Source organism: Glaciimonas sp. Gout2 (genome assembly GCF_035018905.1).
In the GTDB taxonomy this organism is placed as follows: domain Bacteria; phylum Pseudomonadota; class Gammaproteobacteria; order Burkholderiales; family Burkholderiaceae_D; genus Glaciimonas.
In genome coordinates this window covers 19,237-38,097 of sequence record NZ_JASJXA010000010.1, presented here as the reverse complement: position 1 = coordinate 38,097, position 18,861 = coordinate 19,237, and the positions used below count along the sequence as shown (strand labels likewise).

General features: G+C 49.1%; 16 protein-coding genes. 9 read left to right on the top strand and 7 right to left on the bottom strand.

What is annotated here, in order from left to right; translation table 11 throughout:
• Position 1: 1 nt before the first annotated feature.
• Both QN379_RS09310 and QN379_RS09305 read left to right on the top strand, forming a co-directional pair.
• The gene (locus QN379_RS09310; protein WP_323506530.1) at positions 2-820 is read left to right on the top strand and encodes a transglutaminase family protein; all 819 of its coding nucleotides are present in this window, start codon (positions 2-4) and stop codon (positions 818-820) included.
• A gap of 221 nt (positions 821-1,041) precedes the next feature.
• Entirely contained in the window at positions 1,042-1,911 is an 870-nt protein-coding gene (locus QN379_RS09305; RefSeq protein WP_322233543.1) for a peptidase, read from the top strand.
• Positions 1,912-2,254: 343 nt separating this feature from the next.
• Here QN379_RS09305 and purM read toward each other — a convergent pair whose 3' ends face one another.
• The gene (gene purM / locus QN379_RS09300; RefSeq protein WP_322233547.1) at positions 2,255-3,298 is read right to left on the bottom strand and encodes a phosphoribosylformylglycinamidine cyclo-ligase; all 1,044 of its coding nucleotides are present in this window, start codon (positions 3,296-3,298) and stop codon (positions 2,255-2,257) included.
• A gap of 153 nt (positions 3,299-3,451) precedes the next feature.
• Between purM and QN379_RS09295 the strand changes: the two genes are divergently transcribed.
• From QN379_RS09295 to panB, 7 genes are all read left to right on the top strand, one after another.
• On the top strand, positions 3,452-4,534 hold the full coding sequence (locus QN379_RS09295; RefSeq protein ID WP_323506529.1) for an AI-2E family transporter: 1,083 nt from the start codon (positions 3,452-3,454) through the stop codon (positions 4,532-4,534).
• A gap of 107 nt (positions 4,535-4,641) precedes the next feature.
• On the top strand, positions 4,642-5,382 hold the full coding sequence (gene hda / locus QN379_RS09290) for a DnaA regulatory inactivator Hda (RefSeq protein ID WP_322233551.1): 741 nt from the start codon (positions 4,642-4,644) through the stop codon (positions 5,380-5,382).
• Entirely contained in the window at positions 5,379-6,050 is a 672-nt protein-coding gene (locus tag QN379_RS09285) for an HAD family hydrolase (RefSeq protein WP_322233553.1), read from the top strand. The genes hda and QN379_RS09285 overlap by 4 nt, the downstream gene beginning before the upstream one ends.
• A gap of 217 nt (positions 6,051-6,267) precedes the next feature.
• Positions 6,268-7,647, top strand: a complete 1,380-nt coding sequence (pcnB, locus tag QN379_RS09280) for a polynucleotide adenylyltransferase PcnB (RefSeq protein ID WP_322233556.1) — start codon at positions 6,268-6,270, stop codon at positions 7,645-7,647.
• An 11-nt stretch (positions 7,648-7,658) separates the two neighbouring features.
• Positions 7,659-8,138, top strand: a complete 480-nt coding sequence (folK, locus tag QN379_RS09275) for a 2-amino-4-hydroxy-6-hydroxymethyldihydropteridine diphosphokinase (RefSeq protein ID WP_323506553.1) — start codon at positions 7,659-7,661, stop codon at positions 8,136-8,138.
• A 216-nt stretch (positions 8,139-8,354) separates the two neighbouring features.
• Positions 8,355-9,002: a deoxynucleoside kinase gene (locus QN379_RS09270; RefSeq protein ID WP_323506528.1), complete on the top strand. Its 648-nt coding sequence runs from the start codon at positions 8,355-8,357 to the stop codon at positions 9,000-9,002.
• Position 9,003: 1 nt separating this feature from the next.
• Positions 9,004-9,843: a 3-methyl-2-oxobutanoate hydroxymethyltransferase gene (gene panB, locus QN379_RS09265; protein WP_322233559.1), complete on the top strand. Its 840-nt coding sequence runs from the start codon at positions 9,004-9,006 to the stop codon at positions 9,841-9,843.
• Positions 9,844-10,067: 224 nt separating this feature from the next.
• On the opposite strand, the gene can is transcribed toward panB, so the two are convergent.
• The 6 genes from can to recN form a co-directional block, all read right to left on the bottom strand.
• On the bottom strand, positions 10,068-10,736 hold the full coding sequence (gene can / locus QN379_RS09260; RefSeq protein WP_322233561.1) for a carbonate dehydratase: 669 nt from the start codon (positions 10,734-10,736) through the stop codon (positions 10,068-10,070).
• A gap of 436 nt (positions 10,737-11,172) precedes the next feature.
• Positions 11,173-12,312 (bottom strand): molecular chaperone DnaJ, encoded by a 1,140-nt coding sequence (gene dnaJ / locus QN379_RS09255; protein ID WP_322233563.1) that lies wholly within the window; start codon positions 12,310-12,312, stop codon positions 11,173-11,175.
• Positions 12,313-12,647: 335 nt separating this feature from the next.
• Positions 12,648-14,591, bottom strand: coding sequence for a molecular chaperone DnaK (gene dnaK / locus QN379_RS09250; RefSeq protein ID WP_322233565.1), 1,944 nt, complete (start codon positions 14,589-14,591; stop codon positions 12,648-12,650).
• Between the two features lie 144 nt (positions 14,592-14,735).
• On the bottom strand, positions 14,736-15,275 hold the full coding sequence (gene grpE / locus QN379_RS09245; protein WP_322233567.1) for a nucleotide exchange factor GrpE: 540 nt from the start codon (positions 15,273-15,275) through the stop codon (positions 14,736-14,738).
• Positions 15,276-15,838: 563 nt separating this feature from the next.
• A complete protein-coding gene (gene hemH, locus QN379_RS09240) occupies positions 15,839-16,945 on the bottom strand; it encodes a ferrochelatase (protein ID WP_322233569.1) in 1,107 nt (368 codons plus the stop codon).
• A 154-nt stretch (positions 16,946-17,099) separates the two neighbouring features.
• Positions 17,100-18,779 carry a DNA repair protein RecN gene (recN, locus tag QN379_RS09235; RefSeq protein WP_323506527.1) on the bottom strand — a complete coding sequence of 560 codons (1,680 nt, stop codon included), beginning with the start codon at positions 18,777-18,779 and terminating at the stop codon, positions 17,100-17,102.
• Positions 18,780-18,861 lie beyond the last annotated feature (82 nt).

Sequence of the window (18,861 nt, the reverse complement as noted above, 5' to 3'; positions counted from 1 at the left end):
CATGCTGCTGACCATCAGGCACGAGACGCTTTATCACTATACCGAAGAATTAACCTACACGATTCAACAGTTGCGATTGACGCCACGTCCCGAAGAGCATCAGCGCACACTTAACTGGCATATCACCAGTTCCGGTGTGCGCAATCCCTTCACGGATGCGTTCGGCAATCTGAGTCATATGTTGACCATCACGGGTCGGCATAACGAAGTCAGGATCGTTGCCGAAGGCAGCATCGCGGTCACCCCCTTGTACTTGGGGCGATTGCCACAAACCGGTGCAGTTTCTCCACTCGTGTTCACCGTAGCAACATCGCTGACCCAAGCGACGCCAACGATCATCGAGTTTGCCCATCGTCACTTATCACGTAATCCAAACAGCGAGGATTTAGTCACGCTGGCGCAAGCCATTTGCAATGCGGTCACCTATCAAAGTGGCTCCACGCTAGTCACCAGCAGCGCAGATGATGCATTACGACTGGGCCAAGGTGTTTGCCAGGATCATGCACATTTATTTCTTGCCTGCTGCCACGCTGTTGGCATCCCGGCCTGTTACGTGTCCGGCTATATCGATCCGGGGAATAGCGATCACGCTGAAAGCCACGCGTGGGTAGATGTGTGGGTGGCCCAGTCAGATTTTACAGGCTGGGTAAGCATTGATGTCACCCACGCGTGCTTTGCCAGCGATGCCTATTGTCGGCTGGCGATCGGCCGCGATTACGACTCAGCCGCACCAGTTCGGGGCGTTCGTCGTGGTGGCGGAGAAGAAACCTTGAGTGTCAGTGTCCATGTCAGCGCTAAAGCGCTAAGTTTAAGTCCATGATAGTGCGCACTAGAAGATATGCTGATGCATGACACTTCGTTTCAACGCATGAAAAGCAATCCCTGACGGAGCTTAAATACACATTCAAAATATAATAGTTCCAACATGAAATATAGTGGAAAATCGACTTGTTGCATCTTGATGTGCGTGTTACTAGTTAGATAACCAGGATTAAATGGCTATGCTGTAAAATCCATTTTTTGTATTTTGAGCTCTACATCATGACTTATTGTGTTGCTATGCGCCTGAAGGCCGGACTCGTTTTCTTGTCCGATTCGCGCACCAATGCTGGCGTTGATCACGTCAGCACTTTTCGTAAAATGAGTGTCTTTGAGAATCCTGGCGAACGCATGCTAGTCATGATGACTGCTGGCAACTTATCCATTTCGCAATCGATTAAACAAATCATTTCAGAACACACTAATGCCGATGGCAAAAGTATCTGGAACGCCACCTCAATGTACGAGGCAGCGCAAATAGTAGGCGCCGCTATTCGGTTGGTGTACGAGCGCGATGCGAGCGCCTTGCAAAAATTTGGCATCGACTTCAACGTCGGCATCATTTTTGGTGGCCAGATCAAAGGTGAGCGCTGCCGTTTGTTTCAGATTTATTCGGCAGGTAATTTCATCGAAGCGCATGACGAAAATCCCTACTTCCAGATTGGTGAATCCAAATACGGCAAACCGATCATCGACCGCGTGTTGGCTGGATCGGAAATCACCCTAGATCAGGCTGCGAAGTGTGCGCTGATTTCAATGGATTCAACGTTGCGCTCCAATCTATCGGTTGGCTTGCCGCTAGATCTGCTGGTATATGAAAGTGGACAATTGGCCTTGACCCGCTTCGTCACTATCGATTCGAAAAATGAATATTTCAAATCCATTTCGAGCGGTTGGTCTAGTCGCTTGAGAGAAGTTTTCGACGAAATCGAAGACCCGGTCTGGCACACGGTAGCAACTGCCGTCGATTCAGCAGCGTTGAAAACCGATCAACGTCAACCCTTGGTAACGATGCCAAAAGAAATCAATTGGGTTGGCACGCCAGCGGCACTACAAACGCTGGCCCAGAATGACGAAACGGGGCAAAAGTAGATTTATTTGATTTACTTCACGTCGCCTGAATTAGGATTTTTCTTTCGGTGACGTGTATCAAATTCAGTCGTATTTTTTACTATCTCAATAAATTCTTTGTAGTCACCATTCGTCGAACATCGGATCGAACCTTTAAAAAAATTCCCCTGACTGGTTGGCACTTCACAAAATATGCTTTCATAATGGAGACGGTCCGACGTCGCCCAACGCAGAAGGCAGGCGCTTCACCGCGCGACTGTATAAATGCAAGGATTGTATTTACTTTTACATCATTGGTTTCCACGTAAAAAAGGCCACGAAAATTTCTTCGTAGCCTTTTTTAATACAAATTACTGTAAACGTTTTACAAAACGATCGTCTGTGCTTCGCCTTCAGCACGTGTGCGGATTGTACCGATTTTGAAAACCGTCTCACCGGCAGCTTGCAATTGTGCAAACGCAGCGTCAGCGTTTTCCTTAGCCACAATTACCGCCATCCCGATACCGCAGTTGAAGACCCGATGCATCTCGTCATCAGCCACGCCGCCGTGCTGTTGCAGCCATGTAAAGAGTGGTGGCATCGTCCAGCCATCGCGATGCAGTTCAGCGGTTAGATTGTCTTGCAATACACGCGGAATGTTTTCTACCAGGCCGCCACCAGTAATGTGGACCATGCCTTTGACTTCCATCGCATCCATCAAGGCCAGCAATGGCTTGACGTAAATCCGGGTCGGCGCCATCAAAACATCCGCTAGTGGACGACCGTGGAAGTCCGCGTCCAGATCAGGCTGTGCAACCGAAATAATTTTGCGTACCAATGAATAGCCGTTGGAGTGCGCGCCAGACGATGCCAGACCAAGAATGACATCGCCCGGCGTGATTTTGGTACCGTCGATCAATTTCGACTTCTCTACCGCGCCCACCGCGAAACCGGCAAGATCGTATTCGCCTTCCGGGTACATACTTGGCATTTCGGCGGTTTCGCCACCGATCAGCGCGCAACCAGCTTGCTCGCAACCTTGAGCGATACCCTTGATGACGTCGGTGGCGATGGCAACATCAAGTTTTCCGCAAGCGAAATAATCCAGGAAAAACAACGGTTCGGCACCTTGCACCAAAATATCGTTGACGCTCATGGCGACCAGGTCGATACCAACGGTGTCGTGGCGGTTCAGCATAAATGCTAATTTCAGCTTGGTGCCGACGCCATCGGTTCCAGAGACCAGCACTGGCTCCTTAAATTTCTTGCTGATTTCAAAGAGAGCACCAAAACCGCCGATGCCACCCATGACGCCTTCACGCATTGTGCGCTTGGCAAAGGGCTTGATAGCCTCGACTAAAGCGTCGCCGGCGTCCATGTCAACGCCGGCGTCGCGATAAGAAAGAGAAACATTGGTTGTTGAAGTCATGATGTGATTGGCAGCAGAGGCGGTAAAATAGAGGAATACGTCCGCGCGTAGCAAAACAACAATAAGTAAACACTCTATTAGTGAGTTTACTTTGTTCCGTTACCGCGATAAAAGCGCTATTTTATCAAACCGATTCAACTATCCCCCAATTACATGCCATTTTCTTTTACTGACGAACAAAAACAAACAATGTTATGGCTAGTTGTGGCGATATTGCTCATTGCGCTTTTTGTTGCTTTGGGGCCGATCATGACGCCATTTGTGGCTTCTGCCATCCTCGCATACGCGCTGAACCCGGGTGTTGACTGGCTAGCTAGGCGGCGGATTGGAAAATACCCTTTTCCACGGGCGTTGGCGGTATTGCTTGTCATGCTGATACTATCGCTTGCGATTCTGGCAGTTATCCTCATTGTGATACCGGTGTTGCGGACTGAATTTCCGTTGTTACAAAACCAAATTCCAAACTTTTTGACCAAATTAGATGGTTTTATTGGCCCGCACCTGGAAGACTTTGGTATTCATTTTCGACTAAATAGTAGTGGTATCAAAGAGATGCTGACCAAACAAATGGCAACCAGCGGTGACGAAATCTGGGCTGCGGTTCTGGCTTCGGTCAAAGTCGGTGGAACCGCGGTATTAGGTTGGATCGCAACGATACTGTTAGTCCCAATCGTGTTATTTTATCTATTGCAAGACTGGCATCGATTTATTGCCACATTAGGTCACATGGTCCCGCGTCGCTGGCAAGCCAAGACCAATAGCATGGCCCTTGAAGTAGATGGATTGCTGGCGCAATATTTCCGCGGTCAATTGTTGGTGATGTTGGTTCTGGCGATTTATTACTCAACCGGCCTGGCAATTGCAGGTTTTGACGTAGCGCTGCCGGTCGGCATCATCACCGGTTTGCTGGTGTTTATTCCATACGTGGGCTTTGGTCTCGGTTTAGCGCTGGCGCTGATCGCAGCGATGTTACAGTTCAGCGGTTTTCACGGTTTAGCGGCAGTGGCAATTGTTTATGGATTAGGTCAAATGCTTGAAAGTTTCTTCCTGACGCCGCGTTTGGTCGGTGAGCGGATTGGCTTGCACCCGCTGGTGGTAATTTTTGCTTTAATGGCATTCGGACAACTATTTGGATTCGTCGGCATCTTGCTGGCGCTACCAACTTCGGCGATTATGTCGGTCATTGTGAAACATATTCGCATGCATTATCTGAATAGTAGTTTTTATACTCAGTAAAATGCATTTATATCAACAACGTACGGAATTTAATAGCGCGTTCAATGCGCAACTCAATACGCAACTCAATACGCAATTAAGTCTGTAAAAAGTATGAAAAATCAAGCATGAGGCAATTACTACTCGATATTACTGCCGACGACGCGCAAACGCTCGATACTTTCGTGATTGGAAACAATCAGGAAGTGTTGCAGTTTTTGCGCCAATTGACAGCGCCATCGACTACCTCAGCAACCGCACCGGGAGATCGATTCGTCTATTTATGGGGTCAATCCGGTGCCGGAAAAAGCCATCTGTTGCAAGCCTTTGCACGCATTACTAACGCCCATCTGATCAGCGCTGCTGATTTAAACGCGCATCATGCAATTGAATACAACGAGTCCTATAGCGCTGGTCTGTTTCATTTTTCTGCCGAAGATACCGGCTATCTGATTGATGATTGCGACAAGCTATGCGCAGAAGATCAGATTTTGGCGTTTGCTTTATTCAATCAAATTCGTGAGCATGGCGGTTGGTTTATTACCAGCGGCGCACAACCGCCGGCAGAATTAACCCATACCATACGTGAAGATTTGCGAACGCGACTTGGATGGGGCCTGATTTATCAACTAAATGGCCTCAGCGATGAAGAAAAAATCTCAACATTGTCACAAGCAGCGCAAGCACGTGGACTCACCTTGTCGAGTGGCGTGCTACCCTATCTCATTACGCATTTTCGACGCGATATGCGCTCATTAATGGAAAAACTGGACGAACTTGATCGTTACTCGCTAGAAACTAAGCGTCCTATAACCCTGCCGTTGTTACGCAGCCTGTTACAACTCGAATCTGAAGAAAAATCACTATGAATCTGGCCCTATTCGACCTTGACCACACTCTGCTGCCGATCGACTCGGATTATGAGTGGGGCCAATTTTTAATCCGCATCGGTGCGGTGGATGCTGATCTATTTAGTAAAAGTAATGCCGAATGGTTTGCCCAGTATCAAGCGGGTACACTCGATCCGGTAAAGTATTTGGAATTCACTTTCGGCACGCTGTCTACATTTCCGCGTAAGCAGCTTGACGCCTGGCACCAACAATTCATGAAAGAAGTGATCGTGCCGCGGATTACTCCGCAGGCGTTAGACCTTCTGCAACAGCATCACGATGCGGGCGATCTGGTCGCCATCGTGACAGCCACCAATAGTTTTGTCACCGAACCGATTGCGAAGGCACTTGGCGTAGACTTTTTGATTGCCTCCGATCCAGAAACTACGGATGACGGAGAAATCACCGGAAAACTGTTAGACACGCCGACATACGGCCCTGGTAAGGTTATTCATACCCACGCATGGCTGGCAACGATGGATATGACGCTCTCCAGCTTTCCACGGTCTTTTTTCTATAGCGATTCGCATAACGATCTACCGCTGATGATGCTGGTGACCGATCCGATCGCTACCAACCCAAATGCCCAGCTAAAAGCACATGCTGACGCACACGGTTGGTCAATACTGCAGTTGTTCGACGAATAGACACATCTCTAGAAAAACCGTAACAAACGCCCCAATTTGGATTGGCGATGCTGCCAACTATGCAATCTCATGCAAATGCAAGTTTAAGTGTTAATACAATCACACCATTTGCAATAACGAGAGCATGCATCGCACAGACAAGCTTGGTAGATGCAGGTGGTTTTTTGAGTTCGTCTGTAGTCGAGGCGACATATAGCCAACATATAATCAAGACACAATGATCAAAAAGCTGATTCGCTCCATTCTCGGACCCAAAAAAAAGGTGGAAGACCACACCAAGCCGGTGGTGCTAAGCCCCAAGCAACATGGCATTGACCTTCAACTCGTTTCGCCCAATGCGATCCGTGTCACCAGCACCTTGCAAGAAGCCGGTTTCAAGGCCTTCATCGTCGGTGGTGCGGTCCGCGATCTTCTATTGGGCGTTAAACCAAAAGATTTCGACGTCGCCACTAACGCTACGCCGGAGCAGGTCAAACGGTTATTTCGACGCGCCTTTTTGATCGGCAAGCGCTTTCAAATAGTCCACGTCATGTTTGGCCAAGAGTTGATCGAAGTCACCACCTTCCGTGGCGCCTCATCGACAGGCGCGCCAAAGGATGAGCATGGCCGGGTGTTACGCGACAACACGTTCGGCGAGCAACATGAAGACGCAATCCGACGCGACTTCACGATTAACGCCATGTATTACGATCCAAGTAGCCAGAGTGTCCTCGATTATCACGGAGGAATTGCGGATATTCGCTCCAAGACCTTGCGCATCATCGGCGTTCCCGAGGCCCGCTATCGCGAAGATCCGGTGCGCATGTTGCGGATTGTTCGCTTCGCCGCCAAGTTAAACTTTACGATTGAACCGGACACCCGCGCCCCGATTCCTATTATGGCAACCCTCATCAATAACGTGCCGACTGCACGCGTATTTGATGAAATGCTGAAATTGCTCATGAGCGGGCATGCGCTGGCTTGTCTGCAACAACTGCGCAAAGAAGGCTTACATCACGGCCTTCTGCCGCTGCTGGACGTGGTTCTTGAGCAACCGATGGGCGAAAAATTCGTCACGCTGGCATTAGCAAATACCGATCAGCGGGTATTGCAAGGCAAACCCGTTTCGCCCGGCTTTCTCTTTGCATCGTTGCTGTGGCATCAAGTACTCGAAAAATGGACGGCCTACAAAGCTGCTGGCGAATTTCCTATTCCGGCGCTGCATCTTGCCGCGGATGATGTGCTGGATGCCCAAACCGACAAGTTGGCGTTGCAACGGAAAATCGCTTCAGACATGCGCGATATCTGGGCTATGCAACCGCGTTTTGAACGTCGCGTAGGTAAAGCGCCATACAAATTGTTGGAACATATACGCTTGCGTGCGGGCTACGACTTTCTGCTATTGCGCTGCGCTTCCGGTGAACTGGATAGCGAACTGGGCGAATGGTGGACCGCTTTTATGGAAGCCGACGGTACCGGCCGTGAAATTTTGCTGGCACAGAAACCAAAGTTGACCAACGAAGGCCCGCCGCCAAAAAAACGTGCGCGACGCCGGAGTCCGCGCAGTCCTGGCAGCAGCAACAGCGGTAACAGTAGCGGCACGCAGGACGGTGCTTAAGCGTGGCTGATCTGCATCCTGTCAAAAGTTACATTGGTATCGGTGCGAATTTGGGCGACGCCAAGGCACACGTGCTTAACGGTATTATGCAACTGGGCAGATTGCCCAAGACATCAATCATTGCGCAATCCAGCCTGTTCCGCACGGCTCCGATTGATTCCAGCGGCGATGACTACGTCAACGCTGTGGTCAGCCTCGATACCGTATTAACGCCGCATGCGTTGCTGCAAGCGCTTCAGGACATTGAGCAACGTTTCGGCCGCGAACGTCCCTATCCGAATGCACCACGTACTCTGGATCTGGATCTATTGTTATATGGCGCGATGACGATCGCCGATGCGATCTTGACCGTGCCACATCCCCGCATGATACAACGCGCTTTTGTCTTGATCCCGCTGTTGCAAATTGACCCTTTTATCACCATACCCGGACACGGGCCAGCGCATCAGTTCATGCCGCAAGTGGCAGATCAGTCGATTGCCAAAATTTAACTGAATCAATATTGATAACACCAGCGGAACGTGTGATCTTCGGCGATATTGGGCCAACGCCCAAAAGCGTTTACGCTAAACTTGTTACACCATGCTCGCTAAGTACAGACCAACGCAACATGACCACAATCTTTTTTGCGACTGTTCTCATGACAATATTGCCACTTATTCATTCACATCGTATGTGAGTTAAGCGATCCCTTTTATCTTTCGAATATGAATCTACATAATTACAGGTACGTCGTGGTTGAAGGCCCTATCGGAGTCGGTAAAACCACCTTAACGCAAAAAATCGCGGCACACATTGGCGCACAAGTTCTGCTCGAGCAACCGGAAAGTAACCCATTTCTGGAAAAGTTTTATGCCGATCAATCGCGTTATGCGCTATCGACACAAATGTTTTTCTTGTTCCAACGCGTCAATCAGTTGCGCAGCCTTTCACAGACCGATCTTTTCGATGGCTCGAGCGCGATAGTTACAGATTTTTTGCTCGATAAAGACCCTATCTTCGCTAATCTGACCTTAGCTGACGAAGAGCTGAAACTGTATCAACAACTTTACGATCACTTACGTCCACAAACACCAACACCCGATTTGGTCATCTATCTGCAAGCTGAACCTGACACGCTGATTGAACGCATTAAAAAACGTGGCATTCCAATGGAATCGGGGATTACCCTCGACTATCTCAAGCGATTATGTGAGAGTTACAGCCGCTTTTTCTACGATTACGAAGCCGCCCCTTTACTGATCGTGAATAATCAACATATGGATCTATCAGGCAATGATGGTGATTTCGCATTGCTGCTGGATCGCATCGAAAGCATGCGTGGCAAGCGTGAATTTTTTAATCGCGGAGAATAATATGGCAGGCTATTTGCAAGGCGAAGCGGCGACATCAGCGCAGGCACGGACGAAACCGGTAACGATACCAGTGCTGCAAAACATGCGTGATAAGGGCGAAAAAATTACCATGCTGACTTGTTACGACGCTAGCTTTACCGCGCTGCTGGATCGCTGCGGAATTGACACTATATTAATTGGTGATTCGCTCGGCATGGTGTGTCAGGGACATTCGTCAACATTGCCGGTAACCGTGCAAGATATTGCTTATCACACAGCCAGTGTCAGTCGCGCCAAGCCCACCGCACTCGTGCTTTCCGATTTACCGTTCGGCAGTTACGGCACGCCGGAGACCGCCTTTATCAACGCCGTACAGCTGATTCAGGCTGGCGCACAAATGGTCAAATTGGAAGGCGGCGCGTGGCTCGCGCCAACCGTGCGCTTTCTCACTGAACGCGCGATTCCGGTCTGTGCACATCTCGGCCTTACGCCGCAGTCTGTGCATCAGATGGGCGGCTACAAAGTACAGGGTAAAACCAGCGCTGCGGTGGAACAACTGAAATCTGATGCATTGGCATTGCAGGCTGCCGGTGCCAGCATGGTGGTTCTCGAAGCGATCCCGGCGGTGCTGGGCAAGGAAATCACTGAATTGCTTACTATACCAACGATAGGCATTGGGGCTGGTCCGGATTGCTCCGGGCAAGTGTTAGTGTTGCACGATTTACTGGGCGTGTTTCCGGGTCACAAAGCACGCTTTGTTAAAGATTTTATGCAAGGCCAACCGAATATTGATTCAGCCATCAAAGCGTATATCGCGGCGGTGAAGGACAAGTCATTTCCTGCGCCGGAGCATTGCTTTTAGGAATATTCTTTAATCCGCTCTTAAACGCTTTAACGGCAAAATAAATCGAGCAAGATAAATCGAGCAAGATAATCGATCAAAATACAAAAATCCCCAATCGGACATTCCTGATTGGGGATTTTTTGTGAGCGATTTACTTTCTTATAAACGGCTCTTCAAAGATCAATTTATTTTGAAATCGTTTTCGCGCTAGCGTGCCCAAATCCGATTTTTCTTACTTTATCTCAATCTTCATACCGCTTCAGGCTGCAGATCATCGCTTTCGCCAAGTCGTCCGGACCACTGGCAGTGACGCCCAAATCTCTCAGCAAGCCGTCTTGCAAGCCATACACCCAACTATGAATCGTCAGTTCCTGCCCTCGCTCCCAAGCATCTTGAACGATCGTGGTTTGACAGATGTTACCGACTTGCTCCATCGAATTGAGCTCGCACAGGCGATCATGACGCAATTGTTCCGGTAAAGCCTCACCCAAATAGCGCTCATGCTTTTGATGCACGTCCTGGACGTGACGCAACCAGTTGTCAGCAAGCCCGACCCGGCGCTTGGTCAACGCCGCATGAACGCCGGAACAGCCGTAATGACCGACCACGAATACATGTTTGACCTTCAGCACATCAACTGCAAATTGAAGCACCGATAAACAGTTCAGATCGCTATGCGCAACAACGTTTGCAATATTCCGATGTACGAATAATTCACCCGGACGAAGGCCCAATAATTCGTTTGCCGGAACCCGGCTATCAGAGCACCCAATCCAGAAATACTCTGGTGACTGTTGTGCTGCCAATGTTTTGAAAAATCCAGGTTCACGTGCCGTCATCCCGGCAGCCCATTGACGGTTGCTTTCGAAAAGTTGTTCCGTGGTTAGGACATTTTTATGTTCTATCATCATTTTCCAATCAAATTAACGGATTATCAACATGATGTTTATGCAACTCATGTAAGCCCGCGTGCACGACATTTTATCGAAAATGGCGCGTAAGAACTTTTTTTTTGAAAGCCCTGCTAAAAGTGACGATAATTTGCACCTAAATATTGGTAATCGACACATGCATTTCAGAGCTAACATTTGTTAAAAACAACACATAAGCGCGATGGGAGTGTAGCGAGAAAATGCTAACTACGATTGTATTCGATTCCGAATTACCAATTTATTGGATATGGCTAGCTATCAGTCCAGTCGCGGACCACAGCTTGAAATAAGACAGCGAAAGTAAAATAGACAATAGCCGCTAACCATTACGGATCAGCGGCTATTGAAGGCGCAAGCTAAAAGTTATAGACAGATTTAGGACATCGAACCCGCCTAGGTTAAGCGCCATTACACCCTATTCAAAAAACTCTTTAACCTTATCTTTCCACGATTTACTCTGAGGATTGTGCTTAGCACCGCCTTCAGTAGTCAGTTCGTCGAATTCACGCAGAAGGTCTTTCTGACGATCGCTAAGCTTGACTGGTGTTTCAACCACAACATGGCAAAACAGATCACCCGCATAACCTGAACGCACGCCTTTGATACCCTTGCTGCGTAGACGGAAGGTTTTGCTAGATTGCGTTCCCTCAGGAATGGTAAAGGAGACTTTGCCATTTAACGTCGGCACTTCAATTTCACCACCCAAAGCTGCTTTGGCAAATGAGATCGGCATTTCGCAATGCAAATCATCACCATCACGCTGAAATACGCCATGTTGCTTGATATGAATTTCGACATATAAATCGCCAGGAGGACCGCCGTTTGTGCCCGGCTCTCCGTTGCCGGATGACCGAATGCGCATTCCGTCGTCGATACCTTCCGGGATTTTCACCTCGAGCGTCTTGTTACGCTTGATACGTCCAGCGCCTGCACATGACGCGCACGGCTCAGCAATCACTTTTCCGCTGCCATGACACTTAGGGCAGGTTTGCTGGATGCTGAAAAATCCTTGCTGCATCCGCACTTGACCATGACCGCCGCAAGTTGGGCAGGTTACCGGCTGCGTTCCAGGCTTGGCACCACTGCCGTGACAAGGTTCGCACGCATCCCACGAAGGAACCCGAATCGTGGTATCAAAACCATGCGCAGCTTGCTCCAGCGTGATTTCCAGGTTGTAGCGCAAATCTGCGCCGCGATATACCTGAGGACCGGCGCCACGACCACCTCGCGCGCCACCGCCACCGCCGCCACCAAAGATGTCCCCGAAGATATCACCGAAAGCGTCGGCAAAACCACCGCCACCGCCACCGCCGCCTCCACCCATATTAGGATCGACACCCGCGTGACCATAGCGATCATAGGCCTCGCGCTTTTGCGGGTCCGATAGCATCTCGTAGGCTTCTTTGCCTTCTTTGAATTTATCTTCGGCGCCTTTACTATCCGGATTACGGTCCGGATGATGTTTCATCGCGAGTTTGCGGTACGACTTCTTGATCTCTTCATCAGAAGCGTTTTTCGCTACACCCAGAATTTCGTAAAAATCACGTTTCGCCATGTTTTGGCACCTTACTTATTATTTAAGAACACAGTTGCTATTTTTAGCGTATCTGCGACAGCTCACCATTCGGTCAGAACTTCCCTACCGAATTTAACGATGTCCGACAATTAAACCCAGCGAAGGCGTTTAAACATCGCACTCTGATCATTAACTTCGCCTAAAGCTGAAGCATTTGCAAAAACCTCAAGCAATTTCAAGGCCAGAATCAATCCCGCAGTTGCAGCAAGATAGCAATTTGTTCAAAGCGAAAACGCCGAACAGAGCTTTAAGCTATGTCCGGCGCGTCAATGCAGTACCTTGGAGAACCCTCCAAACCACTGCCCGGACGGGTTTTACTTATCTTTTACTTCTTTAAAGTCGGCGTCAACGACGTCGTCTTCTTTTGGCTTGCCTTCTGATGCGCCACCACCTGCGGCAGCACCTTCAGCACCGCCAGCCGCAGCTTGCTGCGCTTGCATATCGGCGTACATCTTCTCGCCAAGTTTTTGCGCCGCAGTGCTCAAGGCTGCTGATTTGTTGTCGATGGCGGCTTTGTCGCTACCCTTCAACACTTCTTCCAGTTCCTTGATCGCTGCTTCGATGCTTTCTTTCTCTGCCGCTTCCAACTTATCGCCGTATTCAGCCAGCGATTTGCGGGTTGAGTGCACCAGAGCATCGCCTTGGTTATGCGTTTCAGCTAGCTCTTTCAAGCGCTTGTCGTCTTCAGCATTCAATTCAGCATCACGCACCATCTTTTGAATTTCATCTTCAGTCAAACCAGAGTTTGCCTTGATGGTGATTTTGTTTTCCTTGCCGGTTGCTTTGTCTTTCGCGCCGACGTGCAAAATACCGTTCGCGTCGATATCGAAAGTCACTTCAATCTGTGGCGTACCGCGTGATGCTGGCGGGATACCTTCCAGATTAAATTCGCCCAGGCCTTTATTACCGGCAGCCATTTCGCGCTCACCCTGAAACACTTTAATTGTTACGGCTGGCTGATTGTCGTCTGCTGTCGAGAAAACCTGGCTAAACTTGGTCGGAATAGTCGTATTTTTCTTGATCATCTTGGTCATCACGCCACCCATTGTCTCGATACCGAGCGACAGAGGCGTTACGTCCAACAACAACAAGTCTTTACGATCACCAGACAATACCGAACCTTGAATCGCGGCACCAACGGCAACCGCTTCGTCTGGATTGACGTCTTTACGTGCATCTTTACCGAAGAATTCTTTTACTTTCTCTTGCACTTTAGGCATACGCGTCATACCACCGACCAGGATGATATCGTCGATGTCAGATACTTTGACGCCCGCGTCCTGAATCGCAATACGACAAGGTGCAATGGTCTTTTCGATCAACTCTTCGACCAAAGACTCCAGCTTGGCACGTGTCATCTTCATGGTCAGATGGACTGGTGCGCCGTTAGCCATGGCAATGTACGGCTCGTTGATTTCGGTCTGTTGTGACGATGACAACTCAATCTTAGCGCGCTCAGCGGACGCTTTAATACGTTGCAGTGCAATCGCGTCTTTACCCAGATCGATACCGTTAACTTTCTTGAACTCGTCGAGGATGTAATCAATCATGCGTTGATCGAAATCTTCACCACCGAGGAAAGTATCGCCATTAGTCGACAGCACTTCAAACTGCATTTCGCCATCAACGTCGGCGATTTCAATGATCGAGATGTCGAAAGTACCGCCACCCAAGTCATACACAGCAATCTTGCGATCACCTTTTTCGGTCTTGTCCAGTCCAAAAGCCAATGCGGCTGCGGTTGGCTCATTGATGATACGTTTCACATCAAGACCAGCAATACGGCCAGCGTCTTTGGTTGCCTGACGTTGTGCATCATTGAAGTATGCAGGAACGGTGATAACCGCTTCTGTGACTTCTTCGCCGAGGTAATCTTCAGCGGTTTTCTTCATCTTGCGCAGCACTTCTGCAGCGATTTGCTGCGGTGCCAGTTTTTTGTCGCGCACAGCAATCCATGCATCGCCGTTGTCGGCTTTAGTGATCTCGTAAGGCATTAACGAGATATCTTTTTGCACTTCTTTTTCGTCGAACTTGCGACCAATCAGACGCTTGGTTGCGTACAGCGTATTTTTTGGATTTGTGACAGCCTGACGTTTAGCAGGTGCACCGACCAAAATTTCGCCGTCTTCCTGATAAGCGATCACGGATGGCGTAGTACGCACGCCTTCGGAGTTTTCAATAACCTTAGGCTTGCCGCCTTCCATGATGGAAACACAAGAATTTGTCGTACCCAGATCAATACCGATAATTTTACCCATGATGCTGTCCTTTACTAAATTTGTTGAATTTTGATATGCTAAATATTGGGAGAAAAATCAAGCTTTCAAGCCTTTTCAGCGGAAATAAGCGATTATTTTTGATTTTCTCGCTTATTTACACGCTTATTTTCACTTAATGCCGACTTATTTACTTTGAGCAACAGTGACCAGCGCCGGACGTAACAGGCGGTCTGAAATCATGTAGCCCTTTTGCAACACGCTCACGACGGTATTTGCCTCTTGCTCGGCTGGTACCATTGAAATCGCCTGATGCTTCATCGGATCAAGACGCTCGCCCGGTTCTGGCGAAATTTCGAGAAGGCGATTTTTATCGAACGCTGCAACCAACTGCTTCAACGTCATTTCCACACCTTCCTTTAACGACTCGACAGAAGGTGTTTCCAGTTTCAATGCGATTTCCAGACTGTCCTTCACTGGAACCATTGCCTCGGCAAAATTTTCGATAGCGAACTTGCTGGCGCGCGCGATATCTTCCTGGGCACGACGACGAACGTTCTCGGTATCTGCCTTGGCACGCAAAAATGCATCTTGCAAATCAGCAATTTTGGCTAGCGCTTCTGCTAATTCGACTTCTAATGCTGATTCAGGCGTGACCGCCGCTTGTTCTTGAGCGATGGTATTTTCGGTTTCAACTTGCGCGGTCTGCTTTTCCATGTCTTCCATTCAAAAATCTCCTGCAATCAATGACTTAATGATGTGTTAAATCCGTTTAATGCGGTGTATTGCGATGTTTTAAGGTTTTGCGTTATCACGTGTGCAAAAAAAAGTTTTCCGGCGGCTTTTCGGCGCCCTTAAAACCACTTTAAAGCGGGACAAACTGATCTATGACTTGCCAAATGGGGCTATCCCCTACTTTTTCAAGGGGATTATGGCGTGTCAAATGTGTGGCGTTGCAACAATTTGTTTCACATTTTACCCCTTTGAATTTGCTGCGACGCATCAAGCGCACTATCATTTGGCTTTTACTCTTATTTATTCAAATTTCAAGGCATTCAAATTGAAAATTAAAAGTTATTAAAAGTTGACTCGTCAATAGGTGAATACCATGAAACTATCTCTTATTTCGGCCTTCATGCTGCTGTATATTTCACTAGCGGCCGGTTGGATAAGCTATTCACATTTAGTCGCGATTTATTAATAGAAAATCTATTAATTGCATTAAGGAGTAGAATCTGCCGACCACGACAGCACAGCATTCGTACCCATGATTCGTGGCATTAATTACTTCATCTCTCAGCACCGACGCGCAACGCCTCATCTTTTTGCACTTTCTCTTGCAGCTTTTGCTCAGCAACGTCATTGGGGGACAAATGGGTTGGCCAACCGATTAATTGCTCCTCTACCAACGTCGCCAAGCCTTGAATCCATGTTGATGATTCGTTCAGGCATGGGATCAGATAAAACTCCTTACCGCCTGCTTTTAAGAAATCGGCCTTTGCTTCGATACCAATCTCTTCTAATGTTTCCAGGCAATCACTGGTGAATCCTGGGCATATGACATCAACGCGCTCGACGCCTTGTTTGGCTAATTTTTCTAATGTTGGTGCAGTATATGGTTGCAGCCACTCCGCCTTCCCGAAACGCGATTGAAATGTCACCATATATTGCTCTTGTGACAAATCTAGCGCCTGTGCCAGCAATCTCGCCGTTTTATAACATTCACAGTGATACGGATCACCCAGCAGCAATGTCCGCTTGGGGACACCGTGGAAGCTCAACACCAACTTATCCGGCATCCCATTCATCGCCCAATGCGTCAGCACCGACTCTTTTAGCGCATGAATATAGGCTTCGTGATCATGATAATGCTTGATAAGACGCAACTCGGGCACATTGCGTACCTTGGCGTAATGACTAAATACGGCGTCAAAAATGGACGCCGTGGTGGTCGCCGAATACTGCGGATAGGCTGGAACAATGAGTACCCGATCACAGCCGTCCAACTTTAATTTGTCCAGCACCGATGACACGGACGGATTGCCATACCGCATGGCATAGGCAACCTGCACTTTGTGCCCACGTTGCCCCAGATAACCACGTAACAAGGTTGACTGCTTTTCGGTGTGCACTTTGAGTGGTGAGCCCTCATTGGTCCAGATCGACGCATATTTCAGGGCTGATTTTCCTGAACGAAACGGCAAAATAATGCCATGCAAAATCAACCACCAGATTGCCCGTGGGATTTCAACCACTCGCGTGTCGGAAAGAAACTCTTTCAAATACCGCCGCACCGCGCTAGATGTTGGCGCGTCAGGTGTTCCCAGGTTTACCAGTACGACTGCTGTTTTTGATGTCGTGCCGTGAGTGAAAGGTGGCTCTTTACGAAAGCGCATGCGAAATTCCTAAAAAATTATCTGCGGCACAATATAGTGAGCGCACTTGAAAGCTTGAATAAAACCAGTTCCTTGAAACTTCTTACTTAGCGCGCGTCATTGACCGCGCCGCCGCATTATCTGGATAATGCGCAACACCGCCTTCGACGTTCCACTATGAAGCCAGTAACTCGCGTGCGTGCTTACGCGTTGTTGCGGTAATTTCAAGACCGCCCAACATCCGCGCGATTTCTTCCACTCTGCCCTTGGTATCAAGGCCATCAATTGCCGATACGGTTTTGTTGGCAGCACTTTGTTTACTTACCTGAAAATGCTGATTGGCTTGACTCGCGACCTGCGGCAAGTGGGTGACGCATAACACCTGACGCGCCTGACCAAGGCGTTTTAGCAAGCGGCCGACTACCTCGGCGACGCCGCCACCGATTCCACTATCGACCTCATCAAATATCAACGTTGGGGTAGCCGTGGCGCTTGACGTAATGACCGAAATTGCCAAGGCAATCCGCGCCAGTTCGCCTCCGGAAGCAACTTTTGCCAAGGGTCGAGGCGCAACTCCGGCATGGCCAGCGACCAAAAACTCAATTTGTTCAATGCCATACGCAGCAGGTTCACAAGGGTTTAAAGCGACTACAAAACGTCCACCATTCATACTCAACTCTTGCATCGCTATCGTCACGGTATTCGTCAAATTTCTGGCCGCTTTGGCGCGGGCCTTTGATAACTTTTGCGCCAATCCAAGATAGATCGTCTTAAGCTTTTCTTCCTGCGCGCGCAAAGCATCAAGATCGCTGGCATCGGCTAATTGCTGCAATTGGACGGAGAGCGTGACGAGCTCCTGCGGTATAGCATCAGGTTCGAGCCTGAACTTACGTGAAGCGGAGTGAATTGCCTCTAACCTGCGATCCACTTCGTTCAGGCGTGCAGGATCCAGCTCAACCCGGCTCAGATAATCATTGAGGGCGTACACCGCCTCTTGCAACTGAATCCGCGCTGGTTCCAGGGCTTCCAATACCGGCTTCATATCCGCATCCAGATCGACTAATTTTCCAATCTTGATGTTGAGTCCTGATAACTGCGACAGCATGGGAATATCAGACTCTGAAATTATATTCAGCGCCTCTTGCGCGCCTTCGATCAAGCTGGCGGCATGCGACAAGCGACTATGCTCGTTGGTGATGTCATCCCACTCGCCCGGCTTGACCGCTAGTTTTTCCAACTCACTCACTTGCCATTCGAGGCGCTCGCGCTCCAGCAAAACGTTCTTGGCGTTTGTCTCAAATTCCTGACGTTGACGCGCCAATCCACGCCATTTTTTATACGCAGCCGCAACGATTTGCAAATCGTCCTGCAATCCTGCTTGTCCATCTAACAGTAGACGTTGTGAATCCGCTTTCAAGAGCGACTGATGCGCGTGTTGCCCATGAATATCGACCAGCATTTCGCCGAGTTCGCGCAATTGCCCTGCGGTCGCGGCAATGCCGTTAATGTAGGCCTTGGAACGTCCTGCGTTATCTATCACCCTGCGCAGCAGTACACCACCTTCTTCGCTCTCAAATTCGTTCGTGGTCAACCATGCTCTGACTGCTTCACTGGTGTCAATCGGGCTGCCTTCGCTGCGGTTTGATACCGAAAATTCGGCGCTGATGTCTGCTTTGGCCGCACCCTCGCGTACGACGCTGGCGTCACCCCGCCCACCTAACGCCAAAGCAAGCGCGTCGATCAGGATGGATTTCCCCGCACCGGTTTCACCGGTGAAGACAGTAAAGCCAGAGGCCAGGTCAAGCTCAATGGCATCAACGATAACAAAATCGCGAATGGAAAGGGTGCGCAGCATGGAATCGAATCAGGTTGTAGAACAAAATCGGTTTCAGGAAAGCGGACTAAGGTATCGGCGGTCAGCGCTGGTGACAATACCG

Excerpts from the sequence above, each read along its gene's own strand:
- QN379_RS09270 (WP_323506528.1), top strand. The coding sequence starts at position 8,355 with ATGAATCTACATAATTACAGGTACGTCGTGGTTGAAGGCCCTATCGGA.
- dnaK (WP_322233565.1), bottom strand. The coding sequence starts at position 14,591 with ATGGGTAAAATTATCGGTATTGATCTGGGTACGACAAATTCTTGTGTT.
- dnaJ (WP_322233563.1), bottom strand. The coding sequence starts at position 12,312 with ATGGCGAAACGTGATTTTTACGAAATTCTGGGTGTAGCGAAAAACGCT.
- QN379_RS09285 (WP_322233553.1), top strand. The coding sequence starts at position 5,379 with ATGAATCTGGCCCTATTCGACCTTGACCACACTCTGCTGCCGATCGAC.
- QN379_RS09295 (WP_323506529.1), top strand. The coding sequence starts at position 3,452 with ATGCCATTTTCTTTTACTGACGAACAAAAACAAACAATGTTATGGCTA.
- can (WP_322233561.1), bottom strand. The coding sequence starts at position 10,736 with ATGATGATAGAACATAAAAATGTCCTAACCACGGAACAACTTTTCGAA.
- recN (WP_323506527.1), bottom strand. The coding sequence starts at position 18,779 with ATGCTGCGCACCCTTTCCATTCGCGATTTTGTTATCGTTGATGCCATT.
- purM (WP_322233547.1), bottom strand. The coding sequence starts at position 3,298 with ATGACTTCAACAACCAATGTTTCTCTTTCTTATCGCGACGCCGGCGTT.
- hda (WP_322233551.1), top strand. The coding sequence starts at position 4,642 with ATGAGGCAATTACTACTCGATATTACTGCCGACGACGCGCAAACGCTC.
- panB (WP_322233559.1), top strand. The coding sequence starts at position 9,004 with ATGGCAGGCTATTTGCAAGGCGAAGCGGCGACATCAGCGCAGGCACGG.
- QN379_RS09305 (WP_322233543.1), top strand. The coding sequence starts at position 1,042 with ATGACTTATTGTGTTGCTATGCGCCTGAAGGCCGGACTCGTTTTCTTG.
- pcnB (WP_322233556.1), top strand. The coding sequence starts at position 6,268 with ATGATCAAAAAGCTGATTCGCTCCATTCTCGGACCCAAAAAAAAGGTG.
- hemH (WP_322233569.1), bottom strand. The coding sequence starts at position 16,945 with ATGCGCTTTCGTAAAGAGCCACCTTTCACTCACGGCACGACATCAAAA.
- QN379_RS09310 (WP_323506530.1), top strand. The coding sequence starts at position 2 with ATGCTGCTGACCATCAGGCACGAGACGCTTTATCACTATACCGAAGAA.
- grpE (WP_322233567.1), bottom strand. The coding sequence starts at position 15,275 with ATGGAAGACATGGAAAAGCAGACCGCGCAAGTTGAAACCGAAAATACC.